Consider the following 15981-nt stretch of genomic DNA (forward strand, 5'->3'; position numbering starts at 1 on the left):
CCTCATGGCGCGGCGACGCGAGCGCCGCTCAGGCGGCGCAGCAGGCTGGGATTGGCCGCCGAATAGAGCAATAGCCACGACAGCGCGCCGCCCACCAAGATCGGCAGATATAGCAGCGGCCACATCTCGGGCGCGGCCAGCACGGGCCCTGCGACGGCGCCCTCGACCAGTTTGACCCCGATCAGCAAAACAAGCGCAGTGACGATCTGCCGCCACACCCCAAACCTGCTGAACCCGCCCTGAAGCAGTGTGGCAAAGCCGACCAGCGCCGCCACGACGCACATCATCGCCTGAACAAAGCGCCCATGCAGCATCGACACAGCAGTACCCAGGCTGACATTGGTGCGCTCCGCCACACCGGCAGGATCGCGGATCAATTCAGGCGTCATGGCGAAGGCGATACGGTCGATGTTCAACGCGTTCTGCGACACGAGGCGACTGATATCATAGGAAAAATCGTCAAAATGCGTGGTAAAGAGGCGCTGGCCGGTTGCCTCCACGTTTTGCGCGAGGCCGTTCAGCATAACCAGCTTGGTCCCGCCGCCCTGTTGCACTAGATATGCCGTGGCCGACGTATAGGTCGTCGGCGCGGCCGGGCGGCGACGGTCCGATAGGAACACATTGCGCAACTCGCCATCCGGCGTAATCTCGCGGATGTAGAATGTGACGCCAGAGGCGGGATGCAAAAATTCGCCCTCCGTCAATAGCTTGGCGGTGATGTTGCTTGATACTTCGCCGCGCCGCACCTCTAGCTGCTGCAGGCTGAGCGGGACCAGCACATGCGCCAGCAGCGTCATCATGGCAGCTACGACAAGGCCGTAATAGAGCACTGGCCGCGCCATGCGCCCCGGCGAATAGCCAGTGGCTTGCATCACGGTCAGCTCGCTTTCAGTTGAAAGGCGGTTGGTCACGTAGACGGCGCTTGCGAAGGTCGCGATAGGCAGCACAACGCCGATGACCGCAGGCAATGTCAGCACGGTCAGTTCGGCAAATACCCAAGCCGACTGTCCGTCGCTAATGACGCGGTCGAACATGCGGACAGCCTTGTTGATCCAAAAGATCGAAACCAAAACCAATGCGAAAAAGCCGAACAGCACCATGAATTGCGACAGCATGTATCTGTCGAATCTGGCCACCTCATTCCCCTCGAAACCCTATATCTAGCGGCAAGCTATCCGATTTGGCCGCGCGGGAAAACTGCTAAAGCGGGATCGGCGCACGCGATGCGCGCCATTGCACTCAGCCGCAAAATCGGCACAGTCCGCCGCAGACACCAAATGACCGGCCAGCCGCATCCGCGCACTGCCCCTAGCCCACCCCTCAAGGAGCCGCCACATGACCACGCCCGCAAAGACCCGCATCATCGAGACTGATCTAGACGCAATCGCAGATGCCACAGGCCGGATCGCCGTCGTGATCGGCAAGGACGGCACGCTGAACGCAGGCGCGCGCCGCGTGAACAAACTGGCGAAAGGCGCGCTGGCGCGGATGGTTGAGGGCGGCGCGCTGGAGGGCATGAAATCTGGCGAGGTCAAAACGCTGGCATGGCCTGCGGGCCTCAAGGCGGAGGCCGTCGATGTGCTATTCCTTGAGCCGCGCGCGACCGCGCTTGAAGCCCGCCGCGCCGGCGCCGCCCTTGGCAAGCTGCTGGGCGAAGGGGGCATGACCGTGCTGGCCGCCTCACAAACACGCGCCGTTGATCTGATGCAGGGCATCGCCTTGCGGGCCTACAGCTTTACCGCGCGCAAAACGGGCGCGAAAAAGGCGCTGGGTGATGTGACGATCATGGTCTCCAAGGCAGACAGCGCCCAGACCCAAGCCGATGATGCACGCGCGGTCGCCGAGGGCGTCTTTTTCACCCGTGATCTGGTCAGTGAGCCTGCCAACCATCTGACTACCACCGAATTTGCCAGCCGTATCAAGGATATGGAGAAGCTGGGTCTAAAAGTCACCGTGCTGGAGGAGGACAAGCTGGAGGCCCTCGGCATGGGCTGCCTGCTGAGCGTCGGCCTCGGCAGTGCCAGCCCCACCAAAATGGCGATTATGGAATGGATGGGCGGCAAAGACGGCGATGCGCCGCTCGCGCTGGTCGGCAAGGGCGTCGTGTTTGACACGGGCGGCATCAGCCTCAAGCCTGCTGCGGGCATGGAGGACATGACCATGGATATGGGCGGCGCTGGCGTCGTCGCTGGCGTCATGCGCACGCTGGCGCAGCGCAAGGCGCGCGCGAATGTTGTAGGCCTCGTCGGCCTGGTTGAAAACATGCCGTCCGAGCGCGCAACGCGCCCTGGCGATGTGGTAACCTCAATGAAGGGCGACACGGTGGAGATTATCAATACTGACGCCGAGGGGCGTTTGGTTCTGGCCGATGTCATGTGGTACGCGCAAGAGACGTACAAGCCTCGCGCTATGATTGATCTGGCAACGCTGACGGGGGCCATTATCATCGGTCTGGGCCACGAAAACGCGGGCGTTTTCAGCAATGATGACACGCTGTCGGCCGCGTTCCTCAAGGCTGCGGGCACCGAGGGCGAAGGCGCGTGGCGGATGCCCATGGGGCAGGCCTATGACGACCAGCTAAAGAGCCAGATCGCGGATATGAAGAACGTCGGCGGACGGCCCGCAGGATCGATCACTGCGGCACAGTTCCTCAAACGTTTTGTCCAGGACGGAATGCCGTGGATCCATCTGGATATCGCCGGTGTCGCGTCGGTGAAATCCGACACTGATTATGCCCCCAAGGGCGCGACGGGCTGGGGCGTTATGGCGCTGAACCGCCTCGTCGCGGACATGCTTGAGCAGGATTGATGGGCGCCGCCTATTTCTATCATCTGACCCAAGCGCCGCTAGAGGTGACCTTGGCCATGCTTTTGGACAAGGCGCGCGGCGCAGGCTGGCGCGTGGCCGTTCGGGGGGCTGAGGCGGCCCAGATGGACAATCTGGACGAGGCGCTGTGGCAACAGGACGGCGATGAGGCGTTTCTGCCCCATGGCCGCGCGGGCCAGCCGCATGAGGCGGACCAGCCGATCCTGCTAACCACGGGCGCGGATATGCCGAACGGTGCCACTTGCCTGATGACGGTGGCGGGCGCGGATGTGACGCCCGGCGAGGTGCAAACCCTCGACCGGGTTTGCGTGATCTTCGACGGTAATGATGATGCTGCCATCGCCCACGCGCGCACCCAATGGAAGGCGCTGACCGACGCGGGCTGCGCTGCGCAATACTGGTCCGAGGCGTCGGGCAGGTGGGAGAAGAAGGCCGAAAAAGAAGCCTCCTAACGCTGCAGCACCAAGGTGCCGCCAGTGATATGAACGCTGGTAAACCGTTCTAGATACCCCATACCCAGCAGCGACTCGCGCAATTCGCCCGAGTTGACGACCGCGCGCACATCCCGGTCGGTCAGGCCGCCGGCAGCGATGCTGTCCAGCCGCACGGGCGCGGTGCGCACGATGCCGTTGGCTGTACTGGCCTGCCCGGTAAAGTTCAGATCGTCTGGGTGCAGACCCGCCGCGATCGCATCCTCGCGGCTGAGGACGATGTCACTGGCCCCGGTATCGACGACAAAGCGCACGGGCGCGCCGTTGACTTCTGCCGCCAGATAATAATGCCCGTCAGGCGCGCGGGGCAACTCGATCCGGCCCTGCTCGGTGTTGATGGATTGGCGCGGCGCGACCGTGTCGCTGATATCGTCCCATAGGCCGATGGCTGCGATGACGCCAATAAAAATAAGACCCCAGACCGCTGCCTGCTGAACGGTTTTACCCAGCGAATCGCGGTTGGCGGCAAAGAACCAGATCATGATCGCGCAGCCCAGCACGATGAGATAGATGAGGTTCGCGGTATCAAAATTGGTGTTCATCTTAGCAAGATAAGGCTGGCGCGCGTCAGGCGCCAGACCATCCGACCATGATAGTATCGCGAAGGCCGTCCAGCACGAACTGCACCGCCAGCGCTGCCAGCAGCATCCCCAGAACGCGCGTGACGACGCTAATCCCAGTCTTGCCCAATGCGCGCTCCAGCATTCCTGCGCTCAGGAACGACACGTAGACCAGACACATCACGAACAGCATCATGCCCAGCACCCATGTCAGGCCCAGATAGCCCTCATTCTCGCCGGTCAGCAGGATGACGGTGGCAATGGCGCCGGGGCCTGCGATCAGGGGAATGGCCAGGGGGAAAATTGATGGATCCTCGTGATCGTCCGCCTCGACCTGGCCCTCGCGCCGCTTGGTGCGTCGCTCAAACAGCATGTCCAGCGCGGTCAGGAACAGCAGGACGCCGCCCGCGATCCGAAAGGCGGGCATCGATATACCGATGAAGCCCAGCACCGCCTCGCCGAACGCCCCAAAAACGCAGAGCAGCAGCGCCGCCGTCAGGCATGAGTGCAGCGCGATGGTGCGCCGCCTGTGGGCCGGCATCCCCCGCGTCATGGCAAGGAAGAGAGGCACCAGCGCAAACGGGTCCAGCACGATGAAGAGTGCGGCGAAGGTGGTGATCAGCGTGGTGGTTTCCATGATGGTCCTCGTCCGTTCGGGTCTGCCCGCGCGGCGGCGCTTAGGCCTGCGCGCGCTCCAGTTTCTCCAATGCGCGCATCCACATAGATTCGGCGCGCGTTTGCGCCTCCATGACCTCGGAATACTTCTTCTGCCAGACGGTCGCTTCGTCTTTGTTATCCTCGTCGTACATGGCGGGATCAGCCAATTTTTTGGCCAGCTTTTCCGTCATTACGTTAAGTTTTTCAACACGCTCTTCGCATTTCTTCGCGTCTTGCTTGAGGCCCGCAATCGCGTCCTTCGATGGCCGTTTGACCTTCTGCTCCTTAACCGGTTTTGCGGGCTTGTCGCCCGCAAGCAGCATAGTGCGATAGCTCTCCAGATCGCCCTCATAGGGGGCAACGCCGCCGTCCTTCACCAGCCACAGCCGGTCAGCAACCAGCGACAGAAGGTGCATGTCGTGACTGACGAGGATCACAGCGCCCGTATACGCAGTCAGCGCCTCAACCAGCGCCTCGCGCGATTCGATATCAAGGTGGTTCGTCGGCTCGTCAAGGATCAGCATGTGAGGCGCGTCGATTGTGGCCAGCATCAGCGATAGCCGTGCCTTTTGCCCGCCCGATAGCTTGCCGACCAGCGTCTCGGCCTGCTCGGCGCCAATGCCAAAGCCGCCCAGCCGCGACCGCAGGCGCGACGGTGTCTCGCCGGGGCGAAGACGGCGGATGTGGTCGATGGGCGTCTCGTCGACGTGCAGTTCCTCGACCTGATGCTGCGCGAAAAAGCCAACGCGCAGCTTGGACGACGTCGTCATCTTACCACCCATCGCCTCAAGTTTTCCTGCTAGAAGCTTGGAAAGAGTAGATTTTCCTTCGCCGTTCTTGCCCAGCAGGGCGATGCGGTCGTCCTGATCAATGCGAAGGTCCAGACGACGCAGAACGGGTGTGCCGTCATAACCGACCGAGCCACCCTCGATATGGATGATAGGCGGCGACAGCTCCTCTGGTGACGGGAAGGTAAACCGTTTGAGTGCGGCCTCTTGCGGGGTGGTGATCGGCTTCATCTTGGCGATCATCTTGAGGCGCGACTGCGCTTGGACGGCCTTGGATGCCTTGGCGCGAAAACGGTCGACAAAGCTTTGCAGATGCGCGCGTCTCGCGTCCTGCTTTTTCGCTTCGCTCTCAAGCGCCGCCAGACGCGCGGCGCGCGTTTCGGCAAAGGTATCGTAGGCGCCCTGGTAAAGCGTCAGTTTTTTATCTTCGAGGTGCAGGATTGAATTGACGGCACGGTTCAGCAGGCCCCGGTCGTGGCTGACGATCAGCACGGTATGGGGATAGCGGGCCAGATACGTCTCCAGCCATAGCGCACCTTCAAGGTCCAGATAGTTCGTCGGCTCATCAAGTAGCAAAAGGTCTGGCTGCGAAAAGAGGACGGCCGCCAGCGCTACGCGCATCCGCCAACCGCCAGAAAAGGCGGAGCAAGGCTGGCGCTGTGCGGCGTCGTCAAAGCCCAGACCCTTGAGGATGGACGCCGCGCGCGCCTCGGCGCCCCAGGCGTCGATATCGGTCAGGCGCGTCTGTACTTCGGCGATGCGGGTCGGATCGGTTGCAGTCTCGGCCTCGGCCATCAGGTCGGCGCGTTCGGTATCGGCCGCGAGCACGGTGTCGATCAGTGACACCTCATTGCCGGGAACCTCTTGCGAGACGCCGCCAATACGGGCCCGCAGGGGCAGGGTGATCGCCCCGCCATCTAACGCCAGCTCGCCGCGGATAATGCGGAAGAGCGTGGTTTTGCCCGTGCCATTGCGGCCCACGATGCCCACCTTGTGGCCATCCGGGATACTCGCCGAAGCGTTTTCGATCAGCGGGCGACCCGCGACGGAGTAGGATATGTCATCAATACGCAGCATCCGCACGCCATGCCCCAGCCAGCCGGCAACGTCAATCGCACCTTTTCATGTGGGCACCTGCATGCTACCCGTGCCGCGATTATAGCACGAGGCAGGGCATGAGGCCCGGCCCGCATTTCCAGACAAGAGGCTGACATGGCAATCGAACGCACACTGAGCATCATCAAACCCGACGCAACCAAGCGCAACCTGACCGGCAAGATCAACGCCAAGTTCGAAGATGCGGGCCTGCGCATCGTCGCGCAAAAGCGCATTCATCTGACCCCGGCCCAGGCGGGTGAGTTCTATAAGGTCCACGCAGAGCGTCCGTTTTTCGGCGAACTGCGCGATTTCATGGCGTCCGGCCCGGTCGTCGTGCAGGTTCTGGAAGGTGACGGCGCCATCGCGAAAAACCGCGAAGTTATGGGCGCGACCAACCCCAAGGATGCGGCCCCCGGCACCGTGCGCGCCGATTTCGCCGAAAGCGTCGGCGAGAATTCGGTTCACGGCTCGGATGCGCCAGAGACGGCGGCCGAAGAAATCGCCTACTTCTTTGCAGGTCTTGAACTGGTCGGCTGACTTCGTTCAACCACTCCAATCTCGGCAAGGGCCGCATCCATCGGGGTGCGGCCTTTTTCATCTTTATGAGCGACTTGCGCGGTTTTCTTGATGTAATCAAAGCGGGCGCGCAGGGCAGATTTCTCGGCGCCCTGACAATCATTCCATGGGCGCCCCTGAAGGCCCATGACCATGGCGTAATATCCGATAAAGTGGGGCGCTGTGCCGGAGGCTATCAGCCGCGCATAGCCCGCGTCGGGGCCAATGTCGCGCAGCGCTTCGGCGGAATGAATACCTGCACGCGCGCAAGCTGCCTCTACGGCAGGGCCGAGATTTCGGATGGAGGAAACGGGATCGCGCGTGTCTGTCATAGGCTCAGAGTAGCCGCGCGACCCTATACTTCCAATGCTTAGATACTGGCGAAGTCGCTGAAAACCTGCCGTGAGATGATCTGCGGTTTTTTCGCTGTCTTGTGAGTCGCTGTTCGCTGGGTTTGAGGTTGCGCAGGCTCTGCGGCCTTGGCGTCTTGCGCCTTGGGCGCTGGGGTCGAACTTGGCATCGCTTTGCTCCTAAAAAGGGTCACGCGCCGGAAAAGCATCCAACTGGCAGCTGGTGATTGCCTTAGGATACCCACGAACCCGGGCGTGAATGCGGTGCAATTGGGGCAAAATCTGGGCATTGGCAATATACTATATTCTGCATGAGCGAAGCAGGGCCGACGCCCTGCCAAGCCGTTGCAATATAGCCGCAAAATGGGAGGTGCATTCTGACGCGCGCCGTGCGTTTTTTACCCCTAGCCGCGCCGCCTGCGCCGTCCCCCTTCGCCGCCCGAGCCTGCGTTAAAGTTAGGGCTGGGCAGGGTAATGATTTTGAACAGTTCCGGGAATTGGTCAGTCTTGTGCGGGATCGCATTGGCAGCCACGAAATGCTCCTGAAACTTCGGCGCAATGGCCGTCTCAACCTTGTTGATCTCTAGCACCATACGCTCAATTTCCGCACGCGAACTGATGTTGCACAGTGCGATGCGCGCCCCTGTCCCGGCGGCGTTGCCTGCCGATGTCACCTTGCTCAGATGCGCGTCGGGGATCATGCCCAGCACCATCGCGTGCAAGTTCGAGATGTGCGCGCCGAAAGCGCCTGCCAGAACGATCCGGTCTACTTTGTCGACGCCGCGCTCGTCCATTAGCAGGCGCGCGCCGGCGTAAAGCGCGGATTTGGCCAACTGAATGGCGCGAATGTCGCCTTGGGTCACAGTGATGCGGGGGCCGCCCTGATCCGTCGAATCGTGCACCAGATAGCTGTGTGTGCGGCCCTCGGGCACCATACGCTCGGTTCCCGTTGCGGCGGCTGATCCCATAAGGCCATTTTCGTCCAACAACCCTGCGATGCGCAACTCGGCCACCGCCTCAATAATTCCGGAACCGCAGATGCCGGTGATGCCCGTCGCGCCAATAGCCTCGTCAAAGCCGGGCTCATCCGACCAGATTTCGCTGCCAATCACGCGAAAGCGCGGCTCTTTCGTCACCGGATCGATTCGGATCGCGTCGATCGCACCGGGCGCAGCGCGCTGGCCCGAGCTGATCTGAGCACCCTCAAACGCAGGGCCAGTCGGCGAGGAGCAGGCCAGAACGCCATGCTTATCGCCCAGAAGAAGCTCGGCATTCGTGCCCACGTCGATGATCAGCACTAGATCGTCGGATTTTCCCGGCTGCTCGGACAGGGCGACGGCGGCCGCGTCGGCGCCCACGTGCCCGGCGATGCAGGGCAGGATGTAGGTGCGCGCGCGCGGATTGATCGCGTTCAGGTCCAACTCGCGCGCGTTCAGCGTGATGGATTGCGACGTGGTCAGGGCAAAGGGCGCCTGTCCCAGCTCGACCGGGTCGATGCCTAGCAAAAGGTGATGCATGACCGGGTTGCAGACGAACACCGTCTCGACGATCAGCGTGGGGGCAATGTTTGCCTCCTTGGCGATCTCCTCGGCCAGCGTGTTGATTGCCTCGCGCACCGCGCGGGTCATTTCCACGTCGCCGCCGGGGTTCATCATGGAATAGGAAACGCGGCTCATCAGATCCTCGCCAAAGCGGATTTGCGGGTTCATGATGCCCGAGGATGCGATCACCGCGCCGTTATGCAGATCGGTCAGGTGCGCGGCCACGGTGGTGGAGCCAAGGTCGATGGCGAGGCCGTATAGCCCGCCCTCATGCAGCCCCGGCCAGATTTCCAGAACGCGCGCCACTTCGTCGTCATGCGCCTTGTTCAGGGCGACGGTTACCTGCCATTTGCCTTTGCGCAACACCGGCTGCAGCTTGCTCAGCAGGGTCAGATCGGCGGTGATGCCGGGGATCTCCCATTGCTGCTTCAGCGCGCGGGCCAGACGCTCAAAATCGCCGGTAGGCTCGTGCATGTCCGGCTCGTCAACCTCGATCATGTAGAGGCGCGTGGCCGGGTCCATCTCGATGACGCGGGCAGAGGCGGCTTTGCGCACGACTTGGCGGTGGACTTGGCTCTCAGGCGGCACGTCAATCACCACATCGCCCTGCACGGTTGCCTGGCAACCGAGTCGGCGGCCGGCTTTCAACCCGCGCTTTTCATCATAGCGCTGTTCGACCGAATTCCATTCGGACAGCGCATTTGCGGCAACGGTCACGCCGTGTTTTGAGAATTCACCGTAGCTGGGCGTGATCTGGCATTTTGAGCAGATGCCGCGCCCGCCGCAAACCGAATCCAGATCGACACCAAGCTGCCGCGCCGCCGTCAAAACGGGCGTGCCCACGGCAAAGTGCCCGCGCTTGCCGGAGGGGGTAAAGACGACGAGGGGAAAAGTGCTCATGGCGTGGTCCATCTGTTGCGCAAAGGCGTTACCGGGGACATTAGGGATTAAATCGCGAAGGGGAAGGCCGCCAGCGCCGCAAATTGGGTCAGAGGCGGCATGTTTCGGGCGGCGGCATCACTCCCGTCGCAACGGCTCGCCGTCGGGCAGGGTAATCCCTGCTACTTGCTCGGAAATTGGATCGTTCGACAATGGATGCACCTGCTCGGCGTAATCGCTGGGATTGCGCATCGCCTCCCACTGGCCGCGAATGTAAATCTCAAGGCCCGAGAACCCGGCTTTGTAACCCATCTTGGCGCTTCCGGGCACCCAATAGCCCAAATAGACGTGGGGCAATCCCGCCTCGCGGGCAATCTTGATATGGTCGAGAATGATATACGTGCCCATCGACGCGCGGGTGCGTTCGGGCTCAAAAAACGAGTAAACCATCGATACGCCGTCATCCAAAACGTCCGTCAGGCAAACCGCGACCAGTGCGCCTGTGTCGCGCTCCACATATTCGACAACGCGGGTTCGGATCGGCGTTTCCTCGACCATCGAGGCAAACTCGAACGTGTCCATGTCGGCCATCCCGCCCGACGCATGGCGCCCCTCCAGATAGCGGCGGAAAAGGGCATACTGGTCCTCGGTCGCCCAAGGGGAGGTGGCGCGCCGCTCAATCCCCGCGTTTCGGCGCAGGGTCCGCTTTTGGCTTTTTGATGGGATAAAATCCGCGACGTTGATCCGCGCGGATAAACACGCGGCGCAATCAGCGCAGGACGGGCGATAAAGCACGTTTTGCGACCGGCGAAAGCCTTGCTTGGACAGCCCATCGTTCAACCTCTGTGCGCCGTCGCCTTGTAGCGCGGTGAACAGCTTACGCTCCATCCGGCCCTCCAGATAGGGGCAGGGCTGCGGCGCGGTCACGTAGAATTGTGGAGCGATGGTATTAGTGTGTCGCATCAAGGGCCAATCAAGTCAGCGTTTTGCAAAACCTAGCAATGATGCCGCGCCGCGCCAAGCCGGGAATCGGCCCGTGCACCCAGCGTCAGGCGCGGCGATTAAGCGCGGCAGTGCCCAACATCACATCGCTGAGGCCCTGCGCGCGGCCCCCCGTCAGCATCATCATCACCGAAATGATCTGCGGAAGGACAAAGGCCATGGATGCCGAATAGCCCAATGTATGCAGCGTCGCCGTCAGCGTATCCAGCCGCGCCCCGTCAAAGCGGCGCAGCTCAATCGCCATCAGCGCCATGCCCCATGTGGCCGATCCGCGCGACAGTGTGGCGATGCGGTAGATCAGCCCGGTGGCCAGCATCAAAGCAGGTAGAAAAAAGAATCCGATGCCAAGCGTAAGCACCAATGCGACAACGCAGAACATCAATATCAGCGCCGAATCGACCAGCCACGCTAGGAATCGCTTGGTCGGGACACCGGCATAGAACTCGGGCTGCGTGACGGGGTCGGGCAGGTAGGTGGCGATATCGGTATCAGTGTAGGTCATCGTGCCTCTCGCTGTGGGGCGGTGCGCAGGGATTTGCCGAATATATCAAGTCATGTCGCCCGCTGAAATCAAGTCTGCGCCGCCCGCCCTGGTTGATCAAGGGCGGGCGGCACAATCCTACATCGGTTCAGCTACCGTCTTGCTTGGGGCCTTCGTCTGTTTTGGCTTCGTCAGTGCCGCGCGGTGCGGATGCGCGGTCCTGCATGAACTGGTCGAACTCCGCCTTATCTTTGGCCTGGCGCAGCCGGTCGAGGAAGCCCTCAAAGCTGGCCTGCTCGTCTTGCAAGCGGCGCAGCGTTTCGTCGCGGTAGGCGTCGAAGGCGGTGTTGCCGCTGCTGCGGGTGACGGAAGGGGAAGCCATGCGGCGCGATTTGCAGGGTCCAAACATGCGTTTACTCCATATCATATAGGCGAGAATGGCGAGGCCGACAGGCCAAATCATGGCAAAGCTGATGACCAGCGCCGCGATCCATGCCAGCTTGCCGCGCTGGTCCAGCCATGCTGCGGCGCTCTCTAACCAGCGCAGGGGGGCGGCGGTGGCCATGGGGGATTGTGCGTAGGTGTTCATTATTGGCGTCCTTTGCTTGGTTGCGATTTAGAATGTAAATCATCGTTACATTGAATAGATTGGGATGGACCCGCGCATCTACAAGGGGCAATGTTAATATAATTTACATGCGTGGACGGAAGCAGCCGACCATTGACCGCCCATGCGGCATGCGTATCACTGTCACCATGGATTTTGCCGCCCGGATCACGCGCGCCCCGCGCCCCTATCACAGCGACCGCGCGGATGATGCACTTGCGCGGTTTCCAAGTTTGAATGGCGATCTGGCGCAGGTCATCTCGGGCGCGGCGGGATGCAGCCCATATTTGCGGCAGCTTATGCAGTCCGAGGCAGACTGGCTGCCCGGTGCGCTGGACGCGCCCGAGGCCGCGCTGAAAGCCGTTCTAGATGGCCTGCATACCATCGAGGGCGATCCGTCTATTCCACTGCGCGGCGCCAAACGACGGGTTGCCCTGCTGGCGGGGCTGGCCGATCTGGCGGGCGTATGGTCGCTGGAGACGGTGACAGGCGCCCTGACTGATCTGGCATTCGCAGCCTGCGACGTGGCGCTTCGCCACACGGTCGGCCACGAAATCCGCCGCGGCAAGGTGCCTGGCATGACCGAGGAGGACATCGCGACCTGCGCCGGCATGTGCGTGTTGGCGATGGGCAAGATGGGCGCGGGGGAGCTGAACTATAGCTCCGACATCGACCTGATTTGCCTTTATGACGAGACGCGCTTTGATCCGCAGGACAATGCCGAAGCGCGCGCCGCATTCGTGCGGGCAACGCGCCGCATGGCGGCAATCCTGAGCGAAAATACTGCCGAGGGATACGTCTTTCGCACCGATCTGCGCCTGCGCCCCGATCCCGGCGTCACGCCTGTCTGCATGTCAATGGCCGCCGCCGAGGCCTATTACGAGAGCCTTGGCCGCACATGGGAACGGGCGGCCTATATTAAGGCGAGGCCCTGCACCGGCGATATCGACGCAGGCGAGCGGTTTTTAACCACGCTCAGGCCCTTTGTCTGGCGGCGGCATCTGGATTTTGCCGCGATCGAGGACGCCCACAACATGCGGCTGCGTATTCGCGCGCACAAAGGGCTGGGCGCCGATCTGGGCGGCCCGCTGGACCTGATGGGCCACAACATGAAGCTGGGGCGCGGTGGTATCCGCGAAATCGAGTTTTTCACCCAGACCCGCCAGCTTATCGCCGGTGGGCGCGATCCGTCCCTCAGGATGCGCGGCACTCTGGACGGGCTGGCCGGACTTGCGGGCAAAGAGTGGATACCCGAGGGCGTCGCGACTGATCTGACCGCGCATTACCGCTTTCACCGCGAGGTAGAGCATCGCTTGCAAATGCTGCGCGACCAGCAAACGCATGATCTGCCCATCACCGAGGACGAGTTTGCGCGCCTTGCCGCCTTTATGGACCGTGATACCGGCGATCTGAAGGATGAGCTGTTGTCGCGTCTGTCGGCTGTCGACGGAGTGATCGAGCGGTTTTTCAAGCCTGACGCGCCCGCTGAGGCCACACCGCATGAGACCGAACAGGGCGCATGGCTGGATGCAAAGGTGATCGCGCGTTGGCCGGGCTACCCTGCGCTGCGTACGGACAGGGCAGGGCAGATATTCCGCCGACTGCGCCCTGATATTCTGGCCCGCCTATCCCGCACCTCGCACCCCGAGGAGGCGCTATTGGCCTTCGATGGATTCCTTGCCGGGCTGCCGGCTGGTGTGCAGGTATTTTCGCTATTCGAAAGCAATCCGCAACTGATCGAGCTGCTTGTCGATATCGTCGGCACCGCGCCCGCACTGGCGGGCTATCTGTCGCGCAATGCCGCTGTGCTGGATGCGGTTATCGCGGGCGACTTCTTTGCTCCGTGGCCGGGGCTGTCGGCGCTGAGCGCTGATTTGGCCGCGCGACTGTCGCGCGAGGGCGATTATGAGGCGCGCCTGATTTGCCTGCGCAGTTGGCGCCGCGAGTGGCATTTCCGCATCGGCGTGCATCATCTGCGCGGGCTGGTGGATGCCGCCACGTCCGCGCGCCACTACGCCGATCTGGCCGAGGCGGTGCTGCGCGCTCTCTGGCCTGAAGTGGTGGCACAATTCTCGGTCAAGCATGGGCCGCCGCCGGGGCGCGGCGCTGCGGTGATCGGTATGGGATCGCTGGGCGCACGCGCGCTCAACGCCTCCTCGGACCTTGACCTGATCGTCATATACGACGCCGATGGCGCGGAGGCGTCGGAGGGGCGCCGACCGCTTGCCGTGGGCGCCTATTACGCCCGGCTGACGCAGGCGATGATTTCGGGACTGACGGCGCAGATGACGGGCGGGCGCCTTTACGAGGTGGACATGCGCCTGCGCCCTTCGGGCAATCAGGGGCCGGTGGCCACATCCCTGAGCGCCTTTCAAGACTATCAGCAAAACCGCGCCTGGGGGTGGGAGCATCTGGCCCTCACCCGCGCCCGCGCCGTCGCTGGGGACGCATTGCTCGGGGCAGAAATTGAGGCATTCAGAGTGGACTTGATTGCGGATGTCGCCGCGCGGGACGGCACAGCGCCGCGCCTTGCGCGCGAGGTCGCCGACATGCGCGCGCGCATTGCAGCCGCAAAGTCACCCGCTGGCCCTTTGGATGCCAAGATGGGGCCAGGAAGGCTTCAGGATATTCAGCTGATAGCCCAGGCGGCTGCGCTGGCGTCGGGACGCGCGCGGACAGGAACGCAGGCCGGCTTTGGTGCGGGCACCGCGCTGGGATGGTGGGACAAGGCTGGCGCAGATGCGCTGTCGCGGGCGGCCTCGCTTTGCCGCGACGTGCAGATGGCCGCGCGCCTTTTGGGTGATGGCGCGCTGGACGCAGATCAATTGGGATCGGGCGCGCGCGCGTTCGTCTTGCGCGAAACGGGTTGCGAGGATATTTCAGATCTGGTCGCAGCGCTGGATAGCCGCACGCGCGCTGCGGCGGATGTCGTCGACGCGGCGCTGCGCCGCGCGGGGCAACCGGCAAACACTGGGCAGGGGATTGAGGGATGAAGACAAGCGATCCTCTAGACAAGAAAGGCCTCATCTATGAGGCGTATCGCATTGACGGTATCGTGGCCGAGGAATGTCGCTCGATTTTTCTCGATTGGGCGCTGTCGCTGCCCGACGGGCAGGATACCCAAGACGCGATTGCACATTTTCTGGCAATCTACGCCCCGGATTTTCCGCAGCACCCCATGACCGCAGTGTTGCAGCAGGGCCAAGAAGCCGCTGCACGCCCCCGCCGCAGGGGCGGCTGGAAATCGCGCCCGCGCGACTAAGCGCGCGCTACTTATGCGGGAAATCCCTGAGCGAACGTTGACTGCCAACTGCGCGTGCAGCCCCGCAATGGCCGCAGGGCAAACATGCTATTGCACGTAAATTGTCTCGAATTGGCCGCATTTGCCCCGCATTACTGACCTGAACGGGCGGTCACATCTGCCCCAATGGATCCAGGCTACAGGCCGCAGGAGGACAGTAATGAGACATTATAGCACATCGATCCGCGCAGTTGCGGCCCTTGCCATCGCCCTTGGGCTGTCGGCCTGTGCAGGAACGCCCGGCGATACTGTGACGCGCGGTGCCACCTTGGACACACCGCAGCGCGCGGCGCCGCTTGCGCTGGATATTCAGCAGGTCCGCATTAACGTGCCTCGCACGTTGAAGGTTTCGGAGAAGAACGTCTTTTACCCCGGCGGTGATATCGTCTGGCGCGGCGAGCCGATAGGCGACCGTTATGCACAAGTAGGCGCGATGTTCGAAGATGCAGCAGCGCGGGGCACCGAGGGCATGGACAACGGCCTGCCCGCTGTAATGGATATTGAGGTCGAACGCTTTCACGCGCTGACCGAAAAGGCACGCGTTTTCACCGGCGGTGTTCATGCGATGACCTTCACCGTCACGCTGCGCGATCCTTCCACGGGCCAAGCGCTGAGCGCACCGCGCCAGATCAAGGCCGACCTCAGGGGCTATGGCGGCAGTCAGGCCATGGCCGCCGAACAGCGCGGCCAGACCCAAAAGGTGCGCATCACTGATCATCTGTCGCATGTTATCCGAACTGAGATGATGAACCCCGGCAGCTACCATTCGACAGGTCTGGGGCTGATGGGCGCGCTCAATACGCTTTAAGCTTTGCGCACCGCGTAAAACCCTCTAAGGGGACGGC

The 15981-nt window shown here is 62.4% G+C and carries 15 protein-coding genes; 6 read left to right on the top strand and 9 right to left on the bottom strand.

What is annotated here, in order from left to right:
• Positions 1–2: 2 nt before the first annotated feature.
• Positions 3–1115, bottom strand: coding sequence for an LPS export ABC transporter permease LptF (lptF, locus tag MK6180000_RS05985; RefSeq protein WP_138936364.1), 1113 nt, complete (start codon positions 1113–1115; stop codon positions 3–5).
• A gap of 220 nt (positions 1116–1335) precedes the next feature.
• Between lptF and MK6180000_RS05990 the strand changes: the two genes are divergently transcribed.
• Together MK6180000_RS05990 and MK6180000_RS05995 are read left to right on the top strand one after the other, a co-directional pair.
• On the top strand, positions 1336–2808 hold the full coding sequence (locus MK6180000_RS05990; RefSeq protein ID WP_138933911.1) for a leucyl aminopeptidase: 1473 nt from the start codon (positions 1336–1338) through the stop codon (positions 2806–2808).
• Positions 2808–3278, top strand: coding sequence for a DNA polymerase III subunit chi (locus MK6180000_RS05995; protein ID WP_138933912.1), 471 nt, complete (start codon positions 2808–2810; stop codon positions 3276–3278). Before MK6180000_RS05990 ends, MK6180000_RS05995 begins: the two co-directional genes overlap by 1 nt.
• Here the strand turns inward: MK6180000_RS05995 and MK6180000_RS06000 are convergent.
• The 3 genes from MK6180000_RS06000 to MK6180000_RS06010 are packed head-to-tail and all read right to left on the bottom strand — an operon-like array spanning position 3275 to position 6399.
• A complete protein-coding gene (locus MK6180000_RS06000; protein ID WP_138933913.1) occupies positions 3275–3859 on the bottom strand; it encodes a retropepsin-like aspartic protease family protein in 585 nt (194 codons plus the stop codon). The genes MK6180000_RS05995 and MK6180000_RS06000 overlap by 4 nt on opposite strands.
• A 25-nt stretch (positions 3860–3884) precedes the next feature.
• The gene (locus MK6180000_RS06005; RefSeq protein ID WP_171054558.1) at positions 3885–4514 is read right to left on the bottom strand and encodes a MarC family protein; all 630 of its coding nucleotides are present in this window, start codon (positions 4512–4514) and stop codon (positions 3885–3887) included.
• Between the two features lie 40 nt (positions 4515–4554).
• Positions 4555–6399 (bottom strand): ABC-F family ATP-binding cassette domain-containing protein, encoded by a 1845-nt coding sequence (locus tag MK6180000_RS06010; protein WP_138933915.1) that lies wholly within the window; start codon positions 6397–6399, stop codon positions 4555–4557.
• Positions 6400–6534: 135 nt separating this feature from the next.
• Here MK6180000_RS06010 and ndk point away from each other — a divergent pair, with 135 nt between their 5' ends.
• Complete coding sequence (ndk, locus tag MK6180000_RS06015) at positions 6535–6957, top strand: nucleoside-diphosphate kinase (protein WP_138933916.1); 423 nt, start codon at positions 6535–6537, stop codon at positions 6955–6957.
• Here ndk and MK6180000_RS06020 read toward each other — a convergent pair.
• The 5 genes from MK6180000_RS06020 to MK6180000_RS06040 all read right to left on the bottom strand — a co-directional run bounded on the left by MK6180000_RS06020 (position 6924) and on the right by MK6180000_RS06040 (position 11817).
• A complete protein-coding gene (locus tag MK6180000_RS06020) occupies positions 6924–7307 on the bottom strand; it encodes a TfoX/Sxy family DNA transformation protein (RefSeq protein ID WP_138933917.1) in 384 nt (127 codons plus the stop codon). The two genes, ndk and MK6180000_RS06020, sit on opposite strands and share 34 nt — an antisense overlap.
• A gap of 422 nt (positions 7308–7729) precedes the next feature.
• Positions 7730–9766: an ASKHA domain-containing protein gene (locus MK6180000_RS06025; protein WP_138933918.1), complete on the bottom strand. Its 2037-nt coding sequence runs from the start codon at positions 9764–9766 to the stop codon at positions 7730–7732.
• A 117-nt stretch (positions 9767–9883) separates the two neighbouring features.
• Positions 9884–10708 (bottom strand): arginyltransferase, encoded by an 825-nt coding sequence (locus MK6180000_RS06030; protein ID WP_138933919.1) that lies wholly within the window; start codon positions 10706–10708, stop codon positions 9884–9886.
• Between the two features lie 85 nt (positions 10709–10793).
• Entirely contained in the window at positions 10794–11249 is a 456-nt protein-coding gene (locus tag MK6180000_RS06035) for an RDD family protein (RefSeq protein ID WP_138933920.1), read from the bottom strand.
• A 127-nt stretch (positions 11250–11376) separates the two neighbouring features.
• The gene (locus tag MK6180000_RS06040) at positions 11377–11817 is read right to left on the bottom strand and encodes a DUF2852 domain-containing protein (RefSeq protein WP_138933921.1); all 441 of its coding nucleotides are present in this window, start codon (positions 11815–11817) and stop codon (positions 11377–11379) included.
• A gap of 167 nt (positions 11818–11984) precedes the next feature.
• Between MK6180000_RS06040 and MK6180000_RS06045 the strand changes: the two genes are divergently transcribed.
• From MK6180000_RS06045 to MK6180000_RS06055, 3 genes are all read left to right on the top strand, one after another.
• Entirely contained in the window at positions 11985–14828 is a 2844-nt protein-coding gene (locus MK6180000_RS06045) for a bifunctional [glutamine synthetase] adenylyltransferase/[glutamine synthetase]-adenylyl-L-tyrosine phosphorylase (protein ID WP_138936365.1), read from the top strand.
• Positions 14825–15097 (top strand): hypothetical protein, encoded by a 273-nt coding sequence (locus MK6180000_RS06050; RefSeq protein WP_138933922.1) that lies wholly within the window; start codon positions 14825–14827, stop codon positions 15095–15097. The genes MK6180000_RS06045 and MK6180000_RS06050 overlap by 4 nt, the downstream gene beginning before the upstream one ends.
• 199 nt (positions 15098–15296) lie before the next feature.
• Positions 15297–15944, top strand: a complete 648-nt coding sequence (locus MK6180000_RS06055; protein WP_138933923.1) for a DUF6778 family protein — start codon at positions 15297–15299, stop codon at positions 15942–15944.
• Positions 15945–15981 lie beyond the last annotated feature (37 nt).

The organism is Roseovarius arcticus (assembly GCF_006125015.1).
GTDB lineage: Bacteria > Pseudomonadota > Alphaproteobacteria > Rhodobacterales > Rhodobacteraceae > Roseovarius > Roseovarius arcticus.

What these genes read in the sequence shown, in the direction of transcription:
- MK6180000_RS06050 (WP_138933922.1), top strand. Translation starts at nt 14,825, where the DNA reads ATGAAGACAAGCGATCCTCTAGACAAGAAAGGCCTCATCTATGAGGCG.
- MK6180000_RS06030 (WP_138933919.1), bottom strand. Translation starts at nt 10,708, where the DNA reads ATGCGACACACTAATACCATCGCTCCACAATTCTACGTGACCGCGCCG.
- MK6180000_RS05990 (WP_138933911.1), top strand. Translation starts at nt 1,336, where the DNA reads ATGACCACGCCCGCAAAGACCCGCATCATCGAGACTGATCTAGACGCA.
- MK6180000_RS06040 (WP_138933921.1), bottom strand. Translation starts at nt 11,817, where the DNA reads ATGAACACCTACGCACAATCCCCCATGGCCACCGCCGCCCCCCTGCGC.
- MK6180000_RS06025 (WP_138933918.1), bottom strand. Translation starts at nt 9,766, where the DNA reads ATGAGCACTTTTCCCCTCGTCGTCTTTACCCCCTCCGGCAAGCGCGGG.
- MK6180000_RS06035 (WP_138933920.1), bottom strand. Translation starts at nt 11,249, where the DNA reads ATGACCTACACTGATACCGATATCGCCACCTACCTGCCCGACCCCGTC.
- MK6180000_RS06005 (WP_171054558.1), bottom strand. Translation starts at nt 4,514, where the DNA reads ATGGAAACCACCACGCTGATCACCACCTTCGCCGCACTCTTCATCGTG.
- MK6180000_RS06000 (WP_138933913.1), bottom strand. Translation starts at nt 3,859, where the DNA reads ATGAACACCAATTTTGATACCGCGAACCTCATCTATCTCATCGTGCTG.
- MK6180000_RS06020 (WP_138933917.1), bottom strand. Translation starts at nt 7,307, where the DNA reads ATGACAGACACGCGCGATCCCGTTTCCTCCATCCGAAATCTCGGCCCT.
- lptF (WP_138936364.1), bottom strand. Translation starts at nt 1,115, where the DNA reads ATGCTGTCGCAATTCATGGTGCTGTTCGGCTTTTTCGCATTGGTTTTG.
- ndk (WP_138933916.1), top strand. Translation starts at nt 6,535, where the DNA reads ATGGCAATCGAACGCACACTGAGCATCATCAAACCCGACGCAACCAAG.
- MK6180000_RS06010 (WP_138933915.1), bottom strand. Translation starts at nt 6,399, where the DNA reads ATGCTGCGTATTGATGACATATCCTACTCCGTCGCGGGTCGCCCGCTG.
- MK6180000_RS06045 (WP_138936365.1), top strand. Translation starts at nt 11,985, where the DNA reads ATGGATTTTGCCGCCCGGATCACGCGCGCCCCGCGCCCCTATCACAGC.
- MK6180000_RS06055 (WP_138933923.1), top strand. Translation starts at nt 15,297, where the DNA reads ATGAGACATTATAGCACATCGATCCGCGCAGTTGCGGCCCTTGCCATC.
- MK6180000_RS05995 (WP_138933912.1), top strand. Translation starts at nt 2,808, where the DNA reads ATGGGCGCCGCCTATTTCTATCATCTGACCCAAGCGCCGCTAGAGGTG.